21 protein-coding genes are annotated in these 19,225 nt (G+C 50.2%); 16 read left to right on the top strand and 5 right to left on the bottom strand.

What is annotated here, in order from left to right:
* Positions 1-27: 27 nt before the first annotated feature.
* Positions 28-660 carry an N-carbamoylsarcosine amidohydrolase gene (locus ACOQPM_RS15235; protein WP_420630121.1) on the top strand — a complete coding sequence of 211 codons (633 nt, stop codon included), beginning with the start codon at positions 28-30 and terminating at the stop codon, positions 658-660.
* 84 nt (positions 661-744) lie between these two features.
* Positions 745-1,185, top strand: coding sequence for a DMT family transporter (locus ACOQPM_RS15230; protein WP_420630120.1), 441 nt, complete (start codon positions 745-747; stop codon positions 1,183-1,185).
* Here the strand turns inward: ACOQPM_RS15230 and ACOQPM_RS15225 are convergent, their stop codons facing one another.
* Positions 1,186-1,878: a hypothetical protein gene (locus ACOQPM_RS15225; RefSeq protein WP_420630119.1), complete on the bottom strand. Its 693-nt coding sequence runs from the start codon at positions 1,876-1,878 to the stop codon at positions 1,186-1,188.
* A 167-nt stretch (positions 1,879-2,045) separates the two neighbouring features.
* Here ACOQPM_RS15225 and ACOQPM_RS15220 point away from each other — a divergent pair, with 167 nt between their 5' ends.
* The 3 genes from ACOQPM_RS15220 (at position 2,046) to ACOQPM_RS15210 (ending at position 3,932) form a co-directional block, all read left to right on the top strand.
* Positions 2,046-3,038: an endonuclease/exonuclease/phosphatase family protein gene (locus tag ACOQPM_RS15220; RefSeq protein WP_420630118.1), complete on the top strand. Its 993-nt coding sequence runs from the start codon at positions 2,046-2,048 to the stop codon at positions 3,036-3,038.
* A gap of 172 nt (positions 3,039-3,210) precedes the next feature.
* Positions 3,211-3,462, top strand: coding sequence for a cupin domain-containing protein (locus ACOQPM_RS15215; protein WP_420630117.1), 252 nt, complete (start codon positions 3,211-3,213; stop codon positions 3,460-3,462).
* 104 nt (positions 3,463-3,566) lie between these two features.
* Entirely contained in the window at positions 3,567-3,932 is a 366-nt protein-coding gene (locus ACOQPM_RS15210; protein WP_420630116.1) for a SaoD/DsrE family protein, read from the top strand.
* 158 nt (positions 3,933-4,090) lie between these two features.
* On the opposite strand, the gene ACOQPM_RS15205 is transcribed toward ACOQPM_RS15210, so the two are convergent.
* Both ACOQPM_RS15205 and ACOQPM_RS15200 read right to left on the bottom strand, forming a co-directional pair.
* Positions 4,091-5,173, bottom strand: coding sequence for a L,D-transpeptidase (locus tag ACOQPM_RS15205; protein WP_420630115.1), 1,083 nt, complete (start codon positions 5,171-5,173; stop codon positions 4,091-4,093).
* 198 nt (positions 5,174-5,371) lie between these two features.
* On the bottom strand, positions 5,372-6,067 hold the full coding sequence (locus tag ACOQPM_RS15200; protein ID WP_420630114.1) for a zinc ribbon domain-containing protein: 696 nt from the start codon (positions 6,065-6,067) through the stop codon (positions 5,372-5,374).
* Between the two features lie 192 nt (positions 6,068-6,259).
* Here ACOQPM_RS15200 and ACOQPM_RS15195 point away from each other — a divergent pair, with 192 nt between their 5' ends.
* The 3 genes from ACOQPM_RS15195 to ACOQPM_RS15185 are packed head-to-tail and all read left to right on the top strand — an operon-like array spanning position 6,260 to position 9,597.
* Positions 6,260-7,321, top strand: coding sequence for a lipid II:glycine glycyltransferase FemX (locus ACOQPM_RS15195; RefSeq protein ID WP_420630113.1), 1,062 nt, complete (start codon positions 6,260-6,262; stop codon positions 7,319-7,321).
* 55 nt (positions 7,322-7,376) lie between these two features.
* Positions 7,377-8,486: a lipid II:glycine glycyltransferase FemX gene (locus ACOQPM_RS15190; RefSeq protein ID WP_420630112.1), complete on the top strand. Its 1,110-nt coding sequence runs from the start codon at positions 7,377-7,379 to the stop codon at positions 8,484-8,486.
* 31 nt (positions 8,487-8,517) lie between these two features.
* Positions 8,518-9,597, top strand: a complete 1,080-nt coding sequence (locus ACOQPM_RS15185; protein WP_420630111.1) for an isocitrate/isopropylmalate family dehydrogenase — start codon at positions 8,518-8,520, stop codon at positions 9,595-9,597.
* A gap of 60 nt (positions 9,598-9,657) precedes the next feature.
* On the opposite strand, the gene ACOQPM_RS15180 is transcribed toward ACOQPM_RS15185, so the two are convergent.
* A complete protein-coding gene (locus tag ACOQPM_RS15180) occupies positions 9,658-10,092 on the bottom strand; it encodes a YccF domain-containing protein (RefSeq protein WP_420630110.1) in 435 nt (144 codons plus the stop codon).
* Between the two features lie 111 nt (positions 10,093-10,203).
* Here ACOQPM_RS15180 and ACOQPM_RS15175 point away from each other — a divergent pair, with 111 nt between their 5' ends.
* Positions 10,204-10,989, top strand: coding sequence for an alpha/beta hydrolase (locus tag ACOQPM_RS15175; protein WP_420630109.1), 786 nt, complete (start codon positions 10,204-10,206; stop codon positions 10,987-10,989).
* A 70-nt stretch (positions 10,990-11,059) separates the two neighbouring features.
* Here the strand turns inward: ACOQPM_RS15175 and ACOQPM_RS15170 are convergent, their stop codons facing one another.
* Entirely contained in the window at positions 11,060-12,289 is a 1,230-nt protein-coding gene (locus tag ACOQPM_RS15170) for a metallophosphoesterase (RefSeq protein ID WP_420630108.1), read from the bottom strand.
* Between the two features lie 278 nt (positions 12,290-12,567).
* On the opposite strand from ACOQPM_RS15170, the gene ACOQPM_RS15165 reads away from it, so the two are divergent.
* The 7 genes from ACOQPM_RS15165 to ACOQPM_RS15135 all read left to right on the top strand — a co-directional run bounded on the left by ACOQPM_RS15165 (position 12,568) and on the right by ACOQPM_RS15135 (position 19,223).
* The gene (locus tag ACOQPM_RS15165; RefSeq protein WP_420630107.1) at positions 12,568-12,777 is read left to right on the top strand and encodes a hypothetical protein; all 210 of its coding nucleotides are present in this window, start codon (positions 12,568-12,570) and stop codon (positions 12,775-12,777) included.
* Positions 12,778-12,803: 26 nt separating this feature from the next.
* Positions 12,804-13,391 carry a hypothetical protein gene (locus ACOQPM_RS15160; RefSeq protein ID WP_420630106.1) on the top strand — a complete coding sequence of 196 codons (588 nt, stop codon included), beginning with the start codon at positions 12,804-12,806 and terminating at the stop codon, positions 13,389-13,391.
* Between the two features lie 47 nt (positions 13,392-13,438).
* Positions 13,439-14,611 carry a helix-hairpin-helix domain-containing protein gene (locus tag ACOQPM_RS15155; protein ID WP_420630105.1) on the top strand — a complete coding sequence of 391 codons (1,173 nt, stop codon included), beginning with the start codon at positions 13,439-13,441 and terminating at the stop codon, positions 14,609-14,611.
* Positions 14,612-14,649: 38 nt separating this feature from the next.
* Positions 14,650-15,492, top strand: a complete 843-nt coding sequence (locus tag ACOQPM_RS15150; protein ID WP_420630104.1) for a hypothetical protein — start codon at positions 14,650-14,652, stop codon at positions 15,490-15,492.
* Positions 15,493-15,878: 386 nt separating this feature from the next.
* Positions 15,879-16,712: a sulfotransferase domain-containing protein gene (locus ACOQPM_RS15145; protein WP_420630103.1), complete on the top strand. Its 834-nt coding sequence runs from the start codon at positions 15,879-15,881 to the stop codon at positions 16,710-16,712.
* Positions 16,702-17,559 (top strand): peroxiredoxin family protein, encoded by an 858-nt coding sequence (locus ACOQPM_RS15140; protein WP_420630102.1) that lies wholly within the window; start codon positions 16,702-16,704, stop codon positions 17,557-17,559. The genes ACOQPM_RS15145 and ACOQPM_RS15140 overlap by 11 nt, the downstream gene beginning before the upstream one ends.
* On the top strand, positions 17,556-19,223 hold the full coding sequence (locus tag ACOQPM_RS15135) for a hypothetical protein (RefSeq protein WP_420630101.1): 1,668 nt from the start codon (positions 17,556-17,558) through the stop codon (positions 19,221-19,223). The genes ACOQPM_RS15140 and ACOQPM_RS15135 overlap by 4 nt, the downstream gene beginning before the upstream one ends.
* The last annotated feature ends 2 nt before the right edge of the window (positions 19,224-19,225 follow it).

Below are 19,225 nucleotides of genomic sequence, written 5' to 3'. Positions count from 1 at the left end.
TCCCAATACGCAATATAGGAGGCATTCATGACCGACCTACAATCAAACTATTCCGGCGTTTTCGACGGCCGCTTAGGATTTGGCAACAACCCAGCGGTGTTGGTGGTTGATTTTATTCGCGCCTATACGACAGAAGGCTCGGCTTTGTATGCGCCCGATGTGGTAACGGCCGTTCAGGAAACCGTTGAGCTGCTTGAACTTGCTCGGCAAAAAAGCGTACCCATCATCTACACACAAGTTCTATACAATAAAAACGGTCTGGATGGTGGCCTTTTTGTGCAAAAAGTGCCCGTGCTTCGTACCATGGTTCCTGGCGAACCGCTGGCCGAAATCGTGCCTGAGCTGCCACCTGCGGCAGAAGATGTCGTCATTGTGAAGCAGTATGCCAGTGCCTTTTTTGGCACGTCACTGGCGGCGATGCTTACTAGTTTGGGTGTAGACACAATAATTTTAACCGGCTGTTCCACGAGTGGCTGTGTGCGAGCAACGGCCGTTGATGGAATGCAGCACGGTTTTCGTGTCATTGTGCCGAGCGAATGTGTAGGCGACCGCCATCAGGCACCTCATGAAGCCAACTTGTTTGATATTGACAGTAAATATGGGGATGTGGTGAGTAAAACGGCCGTTATTGATTATTTGAAGAACAGAAGCACAAAATAACAAAACCTACCCTTAGCGTACAACGTTGTGCGGAACAGCACAGAAGCAAGATCGCCCCCAAATTGACAAAACCTGGAGAGAAAGATGACAACATTTATTGCATTGGTCTTTATCGCCATCATTGGGGGCATTGCGGTAGTGCTTCAAGCCCAATTTATGGGCGTGCTCGATCAACAAATTGGGACAATTGAGAGTGTGTTTATCACTTACGGCAGCGGCGGGCTGCTGGTAGGCATTACCATGCTGCTGCTGCGCGGGGGCAATTTGGCTACCTGGCGGGAGGTACCCATACACTTTTTCCTCACGGGCATTTTGGGGCTAATTATTGTGGGCACGATTGGGTATGTTACCCCCCGCCTGGGGCTGGTGACGGCGTTCACCATTTTAATTGCCACCCAGTTTTTGCTGGGCGGCATTATTGATCATTTTGGCTGGTTTGGGGCAGAAGTACGGCCGTTAGACCCCACAAAACTGCTCGGCATAGGTATCCTCATGCTGGGGGTCTGGCTCATCATTCGCAATTGATCAGCTACAAAAAGCAGGAACCTCATAAAAGGCGATGTTGGTGATGAACCAGCCATTGCTGAATTGCTCAATGGTGATCGTTTGCGGAAACAGTGCCGGTGGCTCGCCGCCCAAAAAGCTGCTGTCCCACACGCTATACATCTCCAACGACCAGATTTCGCAGCTATCTACTTCGATGTAGCTATCGTTCACAAAGCGAATATCGTAGATGTAGCTTTGGGTCTCATCGTACAGTTTGGCCACGATAACGCCCTGGTTTGCTAAATCAATAATTTCAGACTGCATGACACTCAGCGGCACACCGGTGAAGTAGTAAGAAACATAGCTGCCATCCAGATAAAGATATGCGGCCGTTTCTGCCACAACCGCCTCGTACAAAAAATTAGCCACATCCTGCTCCGACGGCCGATTTGTATTCGGCTGGTTGACGATGGGCTGCGGGGTGGGAACGGCCGTTGGCACAAACACATCCTCCGGCAATACCACCTCAGTCCGTGTCTCTTCGCCAGATCCGCCCTCGGTTTGAATGTTGATGACAATGGGTGTGGATGGAGGCGGTTGCTGCGGTTCTTGCGGTCTAAATACCGTTGCCCAGGCCGCAATGCCGCCACCGGCGCTAATCAGCGCAATAAACGTAGCGACCATCCATTTGAACCAACCTGCACATCCCTCTCTTTGCGATCGTTCCGTCATGATTCCCTCCAATACTGTGTAAAAGCGTTTAATGAGCTAAACGGAACGCTGCGGGAATTTCCGCCATATTGTTCGTTCATGAACAAAAATAGCGAACTGGTTGAGTCTTTGACCCAACCCATCTATACTGAGTGCGTTAACCCGAACCTCAAAAAAAGGAGTTTCCTGTGGCGACACCCTTACGAATTGCAACTTTTAATTTGGAAAATTTGGATGACAAACCAGACGCACGGCCGTCTCTCAAAGAGCGGATTGCCGTACTGCGTCCCCAACTGCTGCGTCTGCGTGCCGATGTAATTTGCTTTCAGGAAGTGAACGGGCAGGAGTTTGAGGGAGGGCCGCGCCAGCTAGATGCGCTCAATCAGCTACTGGCCGAAACGCCCTATGAATGGTTTTATACAGCCCACACCAAAACCACCCGCGATGAAGCGTACGACCAGCGCAACCTTGTGGTGATTAGCCGCTACCCCATCCGCGATGTGCAGCAAATTAAGCACGAATACGCTCCCAAGCCCAGCTACCGCAAAGTCACCGCCGACCCTGCTGAAGATGCCAAAGAGATTACCTGGGAACGTCCCATCCTGTATGTGACCATTGATTTAGGCGCAGGCCGGATGCTGCATTTATTGAACGTGCATATGAAATCGAAACGGCCGTCCAACATCAGTGGCCAAAAAATCAATAACTATACCTGGCGCACCATGGCTGGCTGGGCAGAGGGTAGCTTCATCTCCGCCATGAAGCGCGTAGGGCAAGCCCTGGAGCTGCGCGTGCTCATTGACGACATCTTCGACAAGCTGGACGTAAGCGGCGAGCCAAAATATATCGTCGCCTGTGGCGATTTCAACGCCGATGTGAATGAGGTGCCGCTACAGGCCATCATGGGCCCCGTTGAGGAAACGGGCAACACGGGCCTCATTGAGCGCATCATGATTCCTTGCGAAGAATCCATCCCCGAATCCTCTCGCTATTCGCTGTTCCATCTGGGTCGGAAGGAGATGCTGGATCACATTTTGGCTACACGTCAGCTACTTACCTACTATCGCGGTGCCGAAATCCACAACGAAGTGCTGCACGACGAGTCAGGTGCCTTCCGCACCGACGACAAATTCCCAGAATCTGACCACGCCCCTATCGTAGCTGAATTTGTCTTGCCGTAATCGTTACATTACATATTGTATAGGAATGTTTTTCATCAGAGATTTAGCAGATAAAAATCTTATCAATCTGCTAAATCTTTGGTTTTCCTTCCTCTAATAACAAGCAATGATTCACCAAAAACCTGACAAAATTGTAAATAAGGGCTGGTTTGTCGGGCCGTGGAATTCGGCGGTGCCAATTCCTGTTGGCTATGCGAATGAGGGCATTGATCTACCCCACCACCATGCCCAAATATTTGAAATTTATCTGATAGCAAGAGGCACAAGTACGGCCGTTGTCAATCAACAACCTATCAAACTCCAGGCTGGCGATATGCTTGTTGTTGAACCAGGTGAAAGCCACACCTTTACCCAAAGCTCAGAAGATTATTTCCACTTTGTTATCCAAACACCGTTTATCCCTGGCGACAAAGTCAATGACTGAATCTGCGATCCTGCGACCATTTCATTACAATGGGCAACGAATCTGTTACCAATTTTCAAGGAACGAAATACGCTATACGTTCTATTTACAAAGGAGAATTTTTCATGAAGGTTGCATATGTTTTTGCCACATCCGGCCACACTGCCAGCTACAAACTTGGCAAAATGATTCTGCCCCAGCTAGAAGCTGGCACTCACGGCGTAGATGTGATTGGCATGTTCTTTTTTGATGACAACAACTACATTTTGCGAAAAGGCGACCCCATTGGCGAGCGACTAGCCAAAGTCGCGGCCAACAAAGGGATGATGCTGATGATGTGCGACCAATGTGCCCTGGAACGCGGTCTGGCCGAGGGTGAAGCGGGCAATTGCCAGCCGTCTGGCACAGTATATGGCGTGATGGTTGGCTGTTTCCCCGATTTGTACGGCGCGTTGGCAGGCAACCCGCCAGATCAGGTAATTACCCTGTAACAACATCAGCACTTACGCAATGGAGATACAAAAGTCTTGTTCACATTTGTAGTCTAGTTAGGCCGAATGTGTAATTCCTAAACATTTAATTTCTTACAGAAACAAAAAAGACCCTGAGTGCTTGGCTCAAGGTCTTTGCATTTTGCAGCTCGTTAAGGCTATGGGCCGCTAAACGATGTCACGGGATCGTAGCGATCATAGTAATGGTTGGGATCAGAGGTGTGTACCCACACCCACAAATCGTTGGGCGCACCAGCTGACCAGTAAAACACCCATTCTGCATCGCGTGGCGGCATGTTGACGCAGCCGTGGCTGTGTTTGTAGCCAAAGCGATCATGCCAAAACGCGCCGTGCAGGGCAATATCGTTGTCGAAAAACATGGTGTGAGGCACATCTTCGATGAAATAGTAATCAACTTTGCCCTCTGCACCAGACATTTTGGTTTTGTCGTGTCGGCTCCACACTTTGAACAAGCCTTCATGGGTAGGCCAGCGGTTGAGCCCGCTAGAAACCAGCCCGGCATATACCATCCGGTCACCAATGTAAGCGGCAAAACTTTGCTCGTACAGGTCAATCTCTACCCAATATTCATCTTCGCCCACTTCTTCCGGGCGGGGGTTGGGGTCTATGAGACTCACGTAGGTCTGGCGCATCCAGCGTCCACCACCGATGTTGTACCAAATCCAGCCATCGTCAGCGGTGACGGCATCGTATACTTCAAAGAAGGTATAGCGCGGCAACTTGATATTTTCTGGCGCGGGTTCAGCGCCGGGTTCGTTGCTGTACCAGTAATCAACTACCATCCAGCCAAACGGCCGTTCCGGCTGCGATTTGATTTCAATCCCTGTAAACTCTGAAGATTCTACTAGCGTCAAATCTTCAGCACGCACATATTCGCCATAATTGATGACATACCAAAGTGCGCCTTCGGCTTCAACCGCCCCCTGAACGGTGGCGTATAAAAAGCCATCCCCCACATTTCGCACAACGCCACTGCCCAGGCTAGGGCCAGCGTACACGTCTATGTTGTCGTGCAGGCGGGCATAGGTTTGGTAAGGCAAAAAGCTGTTGGCAAAGGGCTGTGGCTTGGAGAAAACTGGCTCCGGCGGTTCGGCTTCACACACATGGCCGATCTCATCGGACTGAATGAAGCATTTGGCCGCAGATACGGTGCTTGGCCAAATGGCAAAAACGGTGGCAATAACCAACAATGGGATGCTCCAGCGCAAGAATCGTCTCATAAGTTGGTGAAAACTCCTCAAAAAAATTTGTGAAATATTAGAGAAGTTCAACTTTTCAAAAAAGTTGAACTTCTGGGAACTATTATAAGCTATGTGCAGCAAAAAGCGATACGGCCGTCCCACTTTTAACCTACACTCAGCATCGTATCATGAATCAAAAATGAAGACTGTAGAAATCTTACCAAATTTTGGGGCAAATTAGGCTGCTACAAGCAAACGGCCGCAGCCACCACAATACACCTTTCGCCCTTCATTTACTTCTTTCGCCTTGTTGGCAGACACAGTGGTGCGACATCCCAGACAAACGTTGATCCGCAGGGCAGCCACCGCTACCCCATGCCGACTTTTACGCAATTGCTCATACTCTTTCAGCGCGGCAGCCTCCACTGCTGCTGCTTTGCCTTTACGATTTTGCATGAGTTTGTGCAGGCTTAGCGCCAGTTCATTTTGTTCTGCTTTTAGGTGGGTGCTTTGAGCTTCCCAGTCGGTAACGGCCGTTTCCAATTCAGCATCTGCGGCCGTTTTTTCCGTTTGTGCATCCTCCACCATGACCAATGCCTCCAGCACCTCTTCCTCCAGTGCCGTCTTGCGCCGCCCCAATGATTCAATCTCCTGCTGCAAATCAGACAGCTCCTTCGGATTGGTTACCTTACCAGAGTAAAGGCGATTTTCAGAGTTTTTGGCTTTGGTGGAAACGCTGCCCACCTCCAGCGTTAAATCCTGATGTTTGGTTTGCCAGGTTTGCAGCTCGGAAGCGGCCGTTTCTGCCCGATGCCGTTTCTTGAGGAGGCTTTCTGGCTCTTTTTGCGCCTTCAGCACCTCGCCCAGACGCTTCTTCTTCTCATCAATTTCCGTATCCAGCTTTTGCAGTTGAAACAGTTGGTGAATGTTCATTATTTATTTGCCCTAAATTTGTGAGGATTTGCTGCCGGATTGTAGCATAAAGCCCCCTGGCAGTCATTGGGTGAGAAATCGTATTGCGAATTGCGTATATCGTAAAAATGCACTTGAATACGAAATACGCTATACGCAATATTCCGACAAACCGAATATGCGATTACCCCATTTCCGGTATAATCGGCGACTATGCTGGATAAGATTTTAGAGATCGGCGAACGGCCGTACAGTGAAGAAGATGCCGAGTGGGACAATTTTGTCGCCAATCATCCCGACGGCTCCATTTTGCAAACCACTAACTGGGCACGGCTTAAAAATCGGTTTGGCTGGACGTCGCACCGCGTTTGGATGCGAAGGGACGGCCAACTGGTTGCCGGGGCGCAGGTGCTTTACCGTTCTGCCGCCGCCAGGCTGGTGAAAATCGCTTACATCCCGCACGGTCCGCTGGTAAATTGGGACGATGAAGAACAGGTCACGATTTTGCTCAACCAGATTGACCAATCTGTTTACGAGCGGGGCGCAGCCATCTTAAAAATGGAACCACTGCTTTGGCAAAACGAGGCGATGAATACCAAATGGCAAGCCATCTGCCAGCAGCATAATCTGCTGCCCAACAGTGACACCATCCAGCCGCCAAATACGATTATGGTTGATTTACGGCCGTCTCTCGACGAAATATTAGCCAACATGAAGCAAAAAACCCGGTACAACATCCGGCTGGCAGCCAAAAAGGGCATCACCGTGCGGCAAGGTAGCCTGAACGACATCGCTGCTTTCAACAAGCTGATGCGCGTGACGGGCGAGCGCGACCAATTTGGCGTGCATACGCCCATGTATTACCGAGCCGCCCACGAAATTTTTGAACCAATGGGGCAAGCTGCTCTCTTTTTGGCAGAATATGAAGAACGGCCGTTAGCCGGTGTGATGGTGTTTGCTTCGGGCAAAACGGCCGCTTACCTGTACGGGGCCTCCAGCAACGAAGAGCGCCAGCGAATGCCCACCTACGCCGTCCAGTGGGCTGCCATGCAGTGGGCCAAAGAACAGGGCTGCCACTGGTACGACCTCTGGGGCGTGCCCGATGCACCCCAGAATGAACTCGAAGCCAATTTCACTACCCGCTACGACGGCCTGTGGGGTGTCTATCGCTTCAAGCGCGGCTTTGGTGGCCAAATTCAGCGCACCATCGGCGCGACGGATCGCATCTACAACAAACTCGTCTATAGACTTTACCAATGGCGCAGGAATCGGTGATCAGTAAACGGTAAACAGTAAAAACGTTACCGATTACGGCTTCCCATTTCGACAAATGACAACCACTCACAACGAGCCCACCTACCGAGCATCTACGTTTAAGCTGGAAAAGTCGAAAACGACGTTTACACAGGCGCTGGCTAGCCTGCCATATGCCCATGCGCTGCAAAGCTGGGCTTGGGCAGCGCAAAAGTCCCGCTGGGGCTGGATGCCCATCCCGCTCACGCTCACCATTAGCGAGAGCAGTTGGGAACCATTGGCGGCGGCAATGATCCTGAAGCGCAAAATTCCGCGAACGCCATTTTGCATTTTGTATGTGCCTAAAGGCCCCGCACTGGATTACAAAGATGGCGCACTGCGCCGCGTGGTACTGGCCGAACTGGAAAATATCGCCCGGCGCGAACGCGCCATCTTCATCAAGATTGACCCCGAAATTGTGAAAAGCTGGGGATATGAGATGGAACGGCCGTCTCCCCTCGGCACAAAATTCACGGGCGAACTCAAAAATCGGGGCTGGCGCTTTTCCGACGAGCAAATTCAGTTTCGCAACACGGTAGAGCTGGATTTAACGCTCTCGGAAGAAAATCTGCTGGCAGCGATGAAATCGAAGACTCGCTACAACATCCGCCTCGCCGGGCGTAAAGGCATTGTGGTTCGGGCTGGCAGTGAAGCTGATTTTCCCATCATGGCCGAGATGTATGCTGAAACGGCCGTGCGCGACGGCTTCGGCATTCGCCCCACAGCCTACTACCTGGATGCGTGGCAAAGTTTTCACCAAGCAGGCATGGGGCATTTGCTCATTGCTGAGTTTGAGGGTGATCCGGTAGCGGCCGTTTACCTGGTGCGCTACGGCCAGCGGGTTATTTATATGTACGGTGCCTCCACCCACAAAGAGCGTCAGCGGATGCCCAACTACCTGCTGCAATGGGAAGCGATCCGCTGGGCAAAAGCACAAGGCTGCACCGTCTACGACTTTTGGGGTGCCCCCGACGAGTTTGTAGAAAGCGACCGCTTGTGGGGCGTGTGGCGGTTTAAAGCGGGGTTCAACGGCCAGGTTGTTCGGCATATCGGCGCATGGGATTTTCCGGTACGGCCGTTGCTCTACCAACTCTACACCGTCATCCTGCCCAAATACCTTAACTACCTACGCTCAAGAAGAAAATAAAGAAATTATTTTTTAGGAGACCCAATTTATTATGACCAGAACAATTGTACTTTTGGAAGGTGACCAAACTGGCCAGGAGCTGCTCGAAGAAGCAGTTCGCGTCCTGGAGCCAGGCGTCATTCGCATGGACTTAAACTTTTTACGCTTCGATCTTAGCCTGGAAAACCGACGCGCTACCAACAACCAGGTGGTTTACGAAGCGGGCAAAGCAATGCGCGAGTATCATCTAGCCCTCAAAGCAGCCACCATCACCCCAGAACAAAAAGGTGATGTAGGAAGCCCTAACCGCATCTTGCGTGAAGAAATGGACGCCGAAGTAATTCTACGCACCGGACGGCGCATACCTGGCGTGCGCCCCATTGCTGGTGTCTATGCCCCCATTAGCGTGGTACGTATGGCACGGGGCGATGCCTACGGTGCCAAAGAGTGGCGCGAAGGGGAAGATGGCTCTCTTGATGAGGTAGCTTTTCGCACCGAAAAAGTTTCCCGTCGGGTTTGCCGCGCCGTGGCTGAATATGCCTTTCAGCACGCCCGCAACACTGGTGCCAAAGTGTTTGGTGGCCCTAAATTTACGGTGAGTCCGGTATACGAAGGGATGTTTAAAGAAGAGATGGATGCCACCGCCAAAAAGTACCCCAGCGTTCGGTACGAACCGCAGCTTATTGACGCCACCTTTGCTTTGCTGCTGGCAACTACCGGTGAGCCGCTCGTCATCCCTAGCCTAAACCGAGACGGTGATTTGCTGTCTGACATGGTTTTGCAGATGTTTGGCTCTATCGCTGGCTCTGAATCAATGGTGATTTCAGTAGATGATGATGGCGAGGTGGATTGCGTAATGGCCGAGGCGCCGCACGGCACCGCCCCCACATTAGAGGGGCTCAACCGAGCTAACCCGATGGCGATGATTTTGGCATCTGCCGGGCTGCTCTCTTTTATGGATGAACCAGAAGCAAAGCAGGCCAGCCGTGCCATCTACGAATCCACGCTGGAAACGGTGTACGATGGCACCAAAACGGCCGATATTGGCGGCACGGCCAACACCGACGAGTTTACCAACGAGGTCATTCGGCGGGTGCGGGCCAAGCTGGAAGTTTGGTCAGCTTTATCCTAGTTGTTCAATAAAAAAGCCCCCTCCGAAAACGGAGCGGGGCTTTTGCCAATTTAGATTCTATTAACTGTTAGCCAAGGTTGTTACGGCAGGCAGTCCGTTTAGCATCATAACCCCCAGAGGCAGGCCGATAATGGTGGCGCACAGTAGGTAGGCCAGGAATGCCCAGAGCAAGCTAAACCACCAACCGAACAGTACAAAGTAGACAGCGCGGATAAGGAACGGTGCATTGGTAGCGGGGAGAAATTGGGAACGGCCGTCTTTCATGTCTGTCACCATCACCCCAGGCCGCGCCTTCAGCGTGAGCACCTGCGGCACCCGGTCAATCATCCACAAGCCCAAAGGCAAACCGATGATCGAGGCGTTCAGCGCCCAGGCCACCAAAATCCAAATGCCCGTCAGCTCCCAACCGAATACAAAGAACCAGATGACCCGCAGCAAAAAAGGGGTTTCAGGATTATTTTCTTTCATTTTCATCGTTACCGAATCAGTTGTCATTTTTTTAGCCTCATATACCATTTGGTCACTCTTTTGAGAATGACCAACCAATTTTAGTTTACACAATGCTATACGCCCTTTTACCCAAAATGTTGCAATAAGGAGGCTCACATGCTGGAATTGATCGTCCGCAAACCGACTGAGCAAACAAAACAGACGCCACTGCTATTTATTCACGGGGCCTGGCACGGCGCGTGGTGCTGGGATGAATATTTTTTGCCTTATTTTGCGGAGCATGGGTATGCAGTTTACGCGCCAAGCCTGCGTGGTCACGGGCAAAGTGGCGGTGCAAAGCGGCTACGTTGGAGTTCTGCAAAAGATTATGTGGCTGATGTGGCCGAAACGGCCGCTAAACTGCCGCAGCCGCCTGTCATTATTGGGCACTCGATGGGCGGGTATGTGGTGCAAAAGTATTTGGAGGATGTGACGCTGCCCGGGGCTATTTTGCTGGCATCTGTGCCGCCGCAGGGCGTGTGGCGAATTACACTGCGCTCGGCGTGGCGTTTTCCCTGGCAATTTGCGAAGCTAAATGCAAAGATGAGCCTTTACCCGCTGGTGGAAACGGCCGAACTCGCCCAATTTCATTTCTTCTCATCAAATATGCCTGCCGAGCAGGTTAAAGACTATTTTGCCCAACTTGGCGATGAATCATATCGCGGCTTTTTGGATATGCTGTTGTTCAACCTGCCCCGACCGGCACGGGTCAAAACCCCCATGCTGGTTTTGGGTGGAGAAAGCGACACAATCTTTTCTATGGACGAGGTGAAAGCAACAGCTCGTGCTTACAACACCCAGCCCCACTTCTTCCCAATGGCGCATGACATGATGCTGGAAGCTGGTTGGGAGCAGGTGGCAGAGAAGATGGTGGGGTGGCTGGAAGAAAAAGAGGTTGAATAATGAATTGTGAATAAGCGGCCACCAAAGGCATTCACAGTTAAAAATTCACAACTCACAATTCATTATTCTCTCAGCCATTGGGCATGATGGTGATGAGGGTCATTTCTGGAGGGCAGAGGAAACGAACGCGGGGGGCACTGAGTCCTTCTAAACCAATGCCTCGGCTAACGTACAGTGTGGTACGGCCGATTCTGTACAATCCCATCACAAAACGACGTCCCAACTGGGAGCTGGTAAAAATTGGGCCAATGATGGGCAACCTCACCTGGCCACCATGCGTGTGGCCGCACATGTAAAGATCAATGCCGTGTTCAGACGCTTCGGGCATCAGTTCAGGGGAGTGGTAAACGAGCAGTTGGGGCAGGTCACTGGGGGCAGCCGCCACCAAACGCGCCAAACGACCCGCATCTACAGGTAAATCGTGGCTGCAATCCATCCCCATGACGGTGAGGGAACGGCCGTTTCCCATATTTACTTCTTGCCAACCATGTCGCAACAGTGTCACATTCCACAAATCATCAAAAATGGGTACGACAGTTTCGCGCAGATCAACTGGCGGGCTACCCAACGTGGCAAAAACACCGTGCGGGGCAGATAGCTGGCTTAGCAGTTGGCGTACCTGCTTGAGCGTTTCGGGATCACGATTGTAGGAAAGGTTCACGTAATCGCCAGAGATAACGATGAGATCGGGCTTGGCCTCGCGGGCTAGTTCCAGCACCTGGGCTTCGCGCTCTGTTAGGTGCTCTACATGTAAATCGCTGATGTGCAGCACCTTGATTGGTTCTGTGCCTAGCGGCAACCGATCTGTAAAGGTCATAACAGCCGTTAATTTGAGCTTGAATGGTTCAAAAATGTAGCCACGAATGAAAGCGGCTGTTCCCATCACCTGTGCCCCCAAAAATAACCAAAGCGGCCAATTGCCAGGCAACAGGGTTGCCACTGAAGCCAAACCCAGCGTGGCAGCCAACCGAGGCAACGCTAAGACAAAAAGCTGTGCCTTCCAGGGGCCAAAAGAAATGTTTTGCTGCGGTAACGAGAGCAGAAGTGTCAAATCTGCCGCCATGAACAGGGCGAGCAAGATGGCAATCAGCTCTGCCAATGCTTTGTCGCCTGTGAGCAGCCACCAGCCAGCGCCGGCTAATATAGCCACAACCAGCACTAAGCCAACGACCAGCACACCCGGCAGGCGCGTGGGCAAGTGAAAAAGCAGCATCACTTTGTGCAGCCAGCCTTCTTCCAAAATATCAATTGTCGGTTCGTTTAATTCGTGGCTTTCTTTTGTCAATGTTGTGTTTTGCATTGCTAGTTTTGGTATCCCCTGCATTAGACAAACTTTCGCTAGGTTTGTCACGGATTTTGATTGAGAACTTCAGTTGGTTCCAGGAAGTTGGTTAACGCGCCCCACCTTTTGAAGATTTGCCTGTGAAAATCCATCGTTAGCTTGCCCCACATTTCTTACCGTTTGCCTTACCCATCTGCACACCTAGCAAACTGTTCACGAACTGCTGACGGCCGTTTGTCATCATGCTCCCATCGTTTAACCAATCCAAATATTGTTGACCAAAAAAGGAGGTCGTGATGCAAACAAAATCATTGTTCCCCGCCCGCCAAATGCCTGGTTATCCAGCGCGATTTGTTTTGGGACTGCTGGTTTTGCTGCTGACGCTGGTTCTGCTTGTTACGGCCGTTCTGCCCATTTTTGACGAGCAGTGTGAAGTGGCTGTCCAAGACAAATTCGAAGCGTTTTCGGCAGAAACGGCCGTTCCCGACTGCTGGCTTATTCACTAAAAATAGTAAGTTCTGGAGTGTATCGGATGAAAAATTTTACGTACCGACTATGTCAATCAGATGAAATAGACGCAATCACAGATCTGTTTTTCAGTTCACGAGAAGAACTCTGTTTACCAGACCGCACAGCCGCTGAAAAAGTATCGCAGTTACTTTTTGCCAAAGGACAAGTAACGGGCGGCTTTTTTGAAAGCAAATTACTAGGCGCATTGGGCTATTTTTTGGGTGAACCCAAATATGATTTCAGCAACAAGGACGTGCTTTATCTGTACGTTGGCGCAATCTTGCCCAGCTACCGCTTAACGCGCCTGTTTCATCACGGGCTTTTGTTTACCCTGCAACGGTACCAGGGAACGGCCGTTACCCAACTGCGGCTCCAGGCAGAAAAAGCAAACCCCTACACGAACAAATTGTACGGCCGTTTTGCCCACCCCATCGCCGAAGAAAAAAGCCCGCGCGGCGTGTCGGTTATCACCTACGGCGGCTCGATTGAGGAAGCTATTGCCTACCTGTCTCGCGGCAAACGGCTCCGCCCCAAACCACAAACGCCACAACAATATTACGTGGAGCACCGAATACGGCCGTCTGTGCCACCCCATAACTGGAACCTGTAATCGAACACGAAAATCAATTCTCAAATTCAATCAAAAAAGGAAATATCATGACTACCAGTTCGTTAATTTTTTTAATCATTGGCATTGCTGTCGGTTGGGGGATTGAAGCAATATTGGATTACTTTTTCTGGCATCCACGCCGAAACTGTGACGAAACTGAACGGCAGCTACGCACAACTGTACATAGCCTGGAGCGAAACAACGCTTCGCTACTAGGCCAGCTTGAAGCAGCCCGATTGCAGCAAACACATGCTTTAAACGGCCGTGAAACGACGGGGCTAGTAGAAGTTATTCAAAGTCTGGCGATGAACCGTGGGGCATTGACGGTGAACGTGAACAGTGACTCAGAAAGCAAAGGCGGTTTTGGTAGTGGAAACAGTCGCAGCGGCAACGGCATTGGGAACACAATAGAGACTCCTACCGAAACCAGCCATCGCCCTCGTGCCGATAATTTAAGTGCAATTTGGGGCATCGGCCCCAAAACAGAATCGCTTCTGAAAGAAAAAGGAATTGAGACGTTCCGCCAGTTGGCCGACAGTTCACTCGCCACGCTGCGAAACATGTTTGAGGCAAAAACAAGACGTGGATCGCTGCTAAGTGATGAAGATTTTCTTGAGTGGCAAACGCAGGCCAATCTAGCCGCAGAAAACAAGATCGAGCAGTTGGCACAGCGCAAGCTGGCCTACAGCCAAAAAATGAAAGCGCGCCGAACTCGCAATTTAGACCATATCTGGGGCATCGGTAAGATGACAGAAAACGAACTAAACAAACTCGGTATCCATACCTTACGAGAGTTGGCCAATGTGGAATTCGAGGAAATCGAAACCATCTTGCAAAAAATCGGGGGGGATTACGGCGCAAGCACCACTGTGGAACAAGTCTACGAATGGGTCATCATTCAGGCCAAATTGGCTGCCAATGGGTATTGGGGCCGATTGGATGGCTTCCAAGAACGATTTCGGGGTGAAGGTCACACCGATGACTTTACCCAGATCGAGCTGATCGACGAAGAGGTTCAGGCCGTGTTGAGCAATGAATATTACATCCGAACCTGGCAGCAGTTGGCAGAAATCGATCTGGATGCTGCGGCCGCGCTGCAACAGACATTCTCCTCTCGATTTGTCACGCTATCAACTGTAGAGCTGCTGGATCAATTACGCTCCATTGCTCTGGAACAGGCCAAAGTGACAACCAGCAGCAATGTTGATCTAACTTCATAGGTCACAAACAAATGCCTATCAACCAAAAGGGTATCCTCATGATTGATCGAACAATACAAACCAAAAGCGGTAATGCGACTGAAACAAGCGTATCCACTGAAACTTTACAAACTGACAACTGTACTCCTGCCGCTGAAATTGATCGTTACCATCGGATGAAATGGGGGATTGGGGGTCTGTTGTTCCTACTTCCTTTGCTGCTTTGGCTCTCTACTCTGGTTGCGGTAGCTGAAGAGGAAGTGGTCGAAACGGCCGTTCCCCCCACCACCGTTCCCACAGAACCCACACCAGATTTAGACATCGGCTCCGACACGGAAACTGGTACAGAAACCGAAACGTCTACCGACAACAGCAACGTCACCATGCAACAAGTCAATGTCTATCTGGATGATTTGTTGCTGACGACGCCTCCCCCACCTGAAATTGTCGCTACCAGGATTGTGACGGAAACGATTACCGAAACTTTAGTCACGGTTCAACCCATCACCCAAACAGTCACAATGACAGAATTCATTGAGGTTACCCGCGTGATCATCATTCCACCCGACCCTATCCCAGGCGAGGGTGAAGGGTGTACCCGCTTTGATTTGGAAATGGGCCGAAACCAAGTGGACGGCACGCCAGAGGATGGCACCTATATTCTGCAAGAGCCCTCAGGTCATCGGCTGGCAACGTGGACGGCCAAACAGGGTTGGCTGGACTCCGGCTGGCTGCACAATTTGCCGCTCAGCCAAGACGTGGTCCACGTACAGGTCTACTTTTACCCCGCCAGCGGCACGGGTCCCATCCCGCTGGAAATCTTGAATCACGCACCTGACCTGCCTTACGGCTGGGTTTCCAATGACCAATGCCATGCAGTTGAGATTCAGTTCCCGGAGTAGGCTGTTCACGAATTGCTGACGGCCGTTTCGAAACCTACTTTTATCAATCAAGCCAAACTACCTGGAGACTTTTGAAGTTTTTGCGTCTGGAAATTAGTGCACTTGAAGCCAAAAACTTCAAAAGTCTGAATGCTTACAAAGCAATTTAGGATTTTGATCATTGTTGTATAATGTGCTACCGACTCAACAACATTGCGCCCAACAAGCTCGCCACATTCTCACATCCAAATGTTTCACAACCAAATTATTATTAGGAACAGATAATGAGCAGTAGGCAGCACGTCAAAATTCCTTTTCCGCTTCGACCCGTCCTCCAGCTTTTTCGCTTGGCAACCCGGCTTGGACACCAAAAGCAGATTTTCAAATTAATGATCGCAGGCGAAAAAATGAGAGGCCCAACCTTTTTTAAGGGATATGTGCCTAGCAAAAATGACGTGTTTGTAGCCACCCAGGCTCGCAGCGGCACAAATTGGATGATGCAAATATCGCTACAAATTATCCATCACGGGCAGGCAGAGTATGAATATATTTATGATATGATCCCCTGGCCTGACTTCTTCCTTTCAACTTCAATTGCCCTGGATGATCCCCAGCCGCCATCGCCAACTGGACTGCGCGTCATCAAAACGCATCTTGAGGCACCATTTGTGCCAGTCAACGATGCGGCCAAATATATTTGCGTCATTCGTGATCCAAAAGAGTTCTTCGTCAGCACCTACCACTTTTTTCCGCAGACGCTTGGCAATTTGGGATTACAACAACCAACACCGGATGAATGGTATGAGCTTTTTATGTCCAACCTGGTGCCGCTGGGGTCATGGTTGGAGCATACTGCTAGCTGGTGGGCATTACGCCACAAACCTAATGTGATGATCATTCCGTTCCATAAACTCAAGGCAGATATGGAGGGTCATATTGACCAGTTGGCCACATTTTTGGGTGTTGAACTAACGGCTGAGGCGCGAACGGCCGTTATCGAAAAATCCAGTTTTGCCTACATGCGCCAGCTTAACCACAAGCTGTCGCCGATTGTAGGCGGTGGCCCAGTAATCGAGATTGTACGAAAAGGGCAAGCAGACGGCGGGCGGGAACTGCTCGACGCAAAACGAGGCAACGCACTAGACGCTTACTGCAAACAAGAACTGCAACGGCTCGGCTCTGATTTCCCCTTTGATGAGTTTTTCGCACACAAGGAATTCGGCAAAATTTATGATCAATAGACTCAAATCATTTTTGATCCCCCTGTTGCTCTCCTTGGCGTTATTTTCGATGGTTTGGGCGGTCGTGCAGCTTGTGCAAGATGGCTGGCAATGGTATTGGGTGGGATTGCTCCTGGCAGGCTTACCCATTGTCGGTTTTTTTGCCAATTTGTACCGCTTCACCACGGTACGCACCAGAGCCAATTTGCCCCTGCTCACGGGCTGGGTTGGCCTGGCAGCCGCCCTCACGCTGATTGATTTTATGTGGCTACCAACTTTGTGGGCAGGGCTTCTTTTTGTGGGCTGGCTGGCTTATGTGCATTGGTATTCACGGCTGAATCGCAACAATAATGAACAGTTGGTAGTGGGACGGCCGTTTCCCAACATCCTTCTAGAAGATGAAAGCGGTAAGCCCATTCGCAGTGACGATTTGAAGGGACAAACCACACTCTATCTATTTTACCGGGGCAACTGGTGCCCGCTGTGCATGGCTCAGATTAAAGAGATAGCGGCACAATACCAGGAATTAGCGCGGCGCGGCGTGCAGATGGTGCTGATTAGCCCACAACCCCACAAAAACACCCGCGATTTGGCGGCTCGGTTTGAGGTTCCCTTTATTTTTTTAGTGGATGTGCAAAACAAAGCAGCCCGCCAATTGGGTATTGACCATCCTTATGGCGTACCGATGGGCGTTCCAGGGTATGAAGCTGATACGGTGATGCCGACGGTGGTGATTGTGGGGATAGACGGCCGTATCCTTTATGCCGACCTCACAGATTCTTACCGCATACGGCCAGAACCAGCCGAATTTTTGCGCGTGTTAGACAACAAAAATCCAATTGACCATCAGCTAGGAGGCATCCGATGAGCAAACGGCCATTTACAAAACATTCTTCTCTATTTTTCCTGGTTCCTCTCCTTATCATAATCATTTCAATCTTTACCCTGCTTCCCCAAGCCAAGCCAACAGTGGCTGAACAGCCGGGGAGCGGCGCGTGTGTACGCTTTAGCTTGCACCAAGGGCGCAACACCGCCACAGGCGCGGGCGTTGCGGGTCGCTATGAGATGTGGGAAGTTGCTACCGGCAGTTTAATAGCTGCTTGGGAGGGAAGCGCCCAGGCAACCATTAGCGACTGGTTTACGGAGGTGCCGCAGGTTTCGGCTGGGGGCAGTTGGGTAAATGTGAATTTTTATCCTGCTGGAGAGGAAACGGCCGTTCCGCTCGAAATCCTCAACCCCGCCCCCAACACAACTTACGGCTGGGTTGCCAACGGCCAATGCCACGCCGTCGAACTCCAATTCCCCATAGATTGGTCAATCGCTGAGTCTGATTCCTCAACTGAAAATGCAGAAATCGGTATTGGTGGAGGTGGTGATACTTGGGAAGCTAATCTAAACACTGTTACACTCATTCGCAACGCAACCGTCTCAAATACATTTTCTTTTTTTGAAGTCAGCAATTTTGGTGCGCTAATACAAAGTGGACAGAATCTAGATCAAGCTGCTTATGGATTCACCCTAACTAATCTAGCAGAAGAGCAATTTATCACAGACTTGCAAATTGCTGTTGTTGCTTACGACAGCCTGGGCATTCCATTGACTGTCTGCTTTGACGATATTCGTGATATTTTCCCGTCTGAAAAAGCCAACATCGGCAATGTGCTTTGCTCCTCAAATAATATTGATGCAGAAACAGAATTTGAAGTTGCTGACATCGATCGTATTGAATTGGAATTTGTTTCGGCCAACCAGTTAGAACTATCAGATGAACCAGAGTCACTGATAATATTGCCTATTGACGATATTGAGACATTTTCTTTTATTCCGCAGCAGCCATTAGAGATCGCTCAAACAGAAATATTTGTTGGGGACGAATCGCAGCTAAGAGATGAATTTCTTGACATCAACATGAAACTATTGAATCCAAATGGTTCATTTGTTGCTTCCAATATATCAGTTTCGATTGTTGCATTCGCTGAAAATGGATCTATTTTGGGTCAGTTTCAAGAAACGTTTGCAGAAGAGATTCTTCCCAGACAAAGCCGCCGATTTTATGACTCAGTTCCGTTGTCAATGTCAGAACAAGTCCATCATGTTGAAGTCAATATTGATGTTGAAGAATTTTTGCCCATCGATCCTAAGGCGATAACTACATCTGTTATTGAAGCTGTGTCAGTTTCGGATGATAACCAGACTGTTTTTGTAGAAATATCTCCATCGGAAGGCCTACCCCTTGCTAGAATTTATCATGGCACCCATCCTCTCGCCAATGTGAGTTATGCTACTAGGGGAATCGTTATTGCCAGAAATGCAAACGGGGAAATCGTTGGGGGAGGAATCGCTGGAGAAAATAGTTTCATCCCCGATACTATTCCGATAGAGGCTTCCGAGCTCCCTGAGACCTTTGAGGTTTACTTAAATGGAGAATTTTTTGTAGTTCCTTGCCAATGCGGTGGTGGTGGCAATTGGGTTGGAAGAGATAATTTCCCAGTTGAGGTTACCGGTGCCAGAATACTTGACACAACTGAATGATT

It is taken from the genome of Candidatus Leptofilum sp. (genome assembly GCF_965223525.1).
Taxonomy (GTDB): domain Bacteria; phylum Chloroflexota; class Anaerolineae; order Promineifilales; family Promineifilaceae; genus Leptofilum.
The sequence above is the reverse complement of the archived record's forward strand: the minus strand, read 5'-3'. Positions and strand labels throughout refer to the sequence as shown.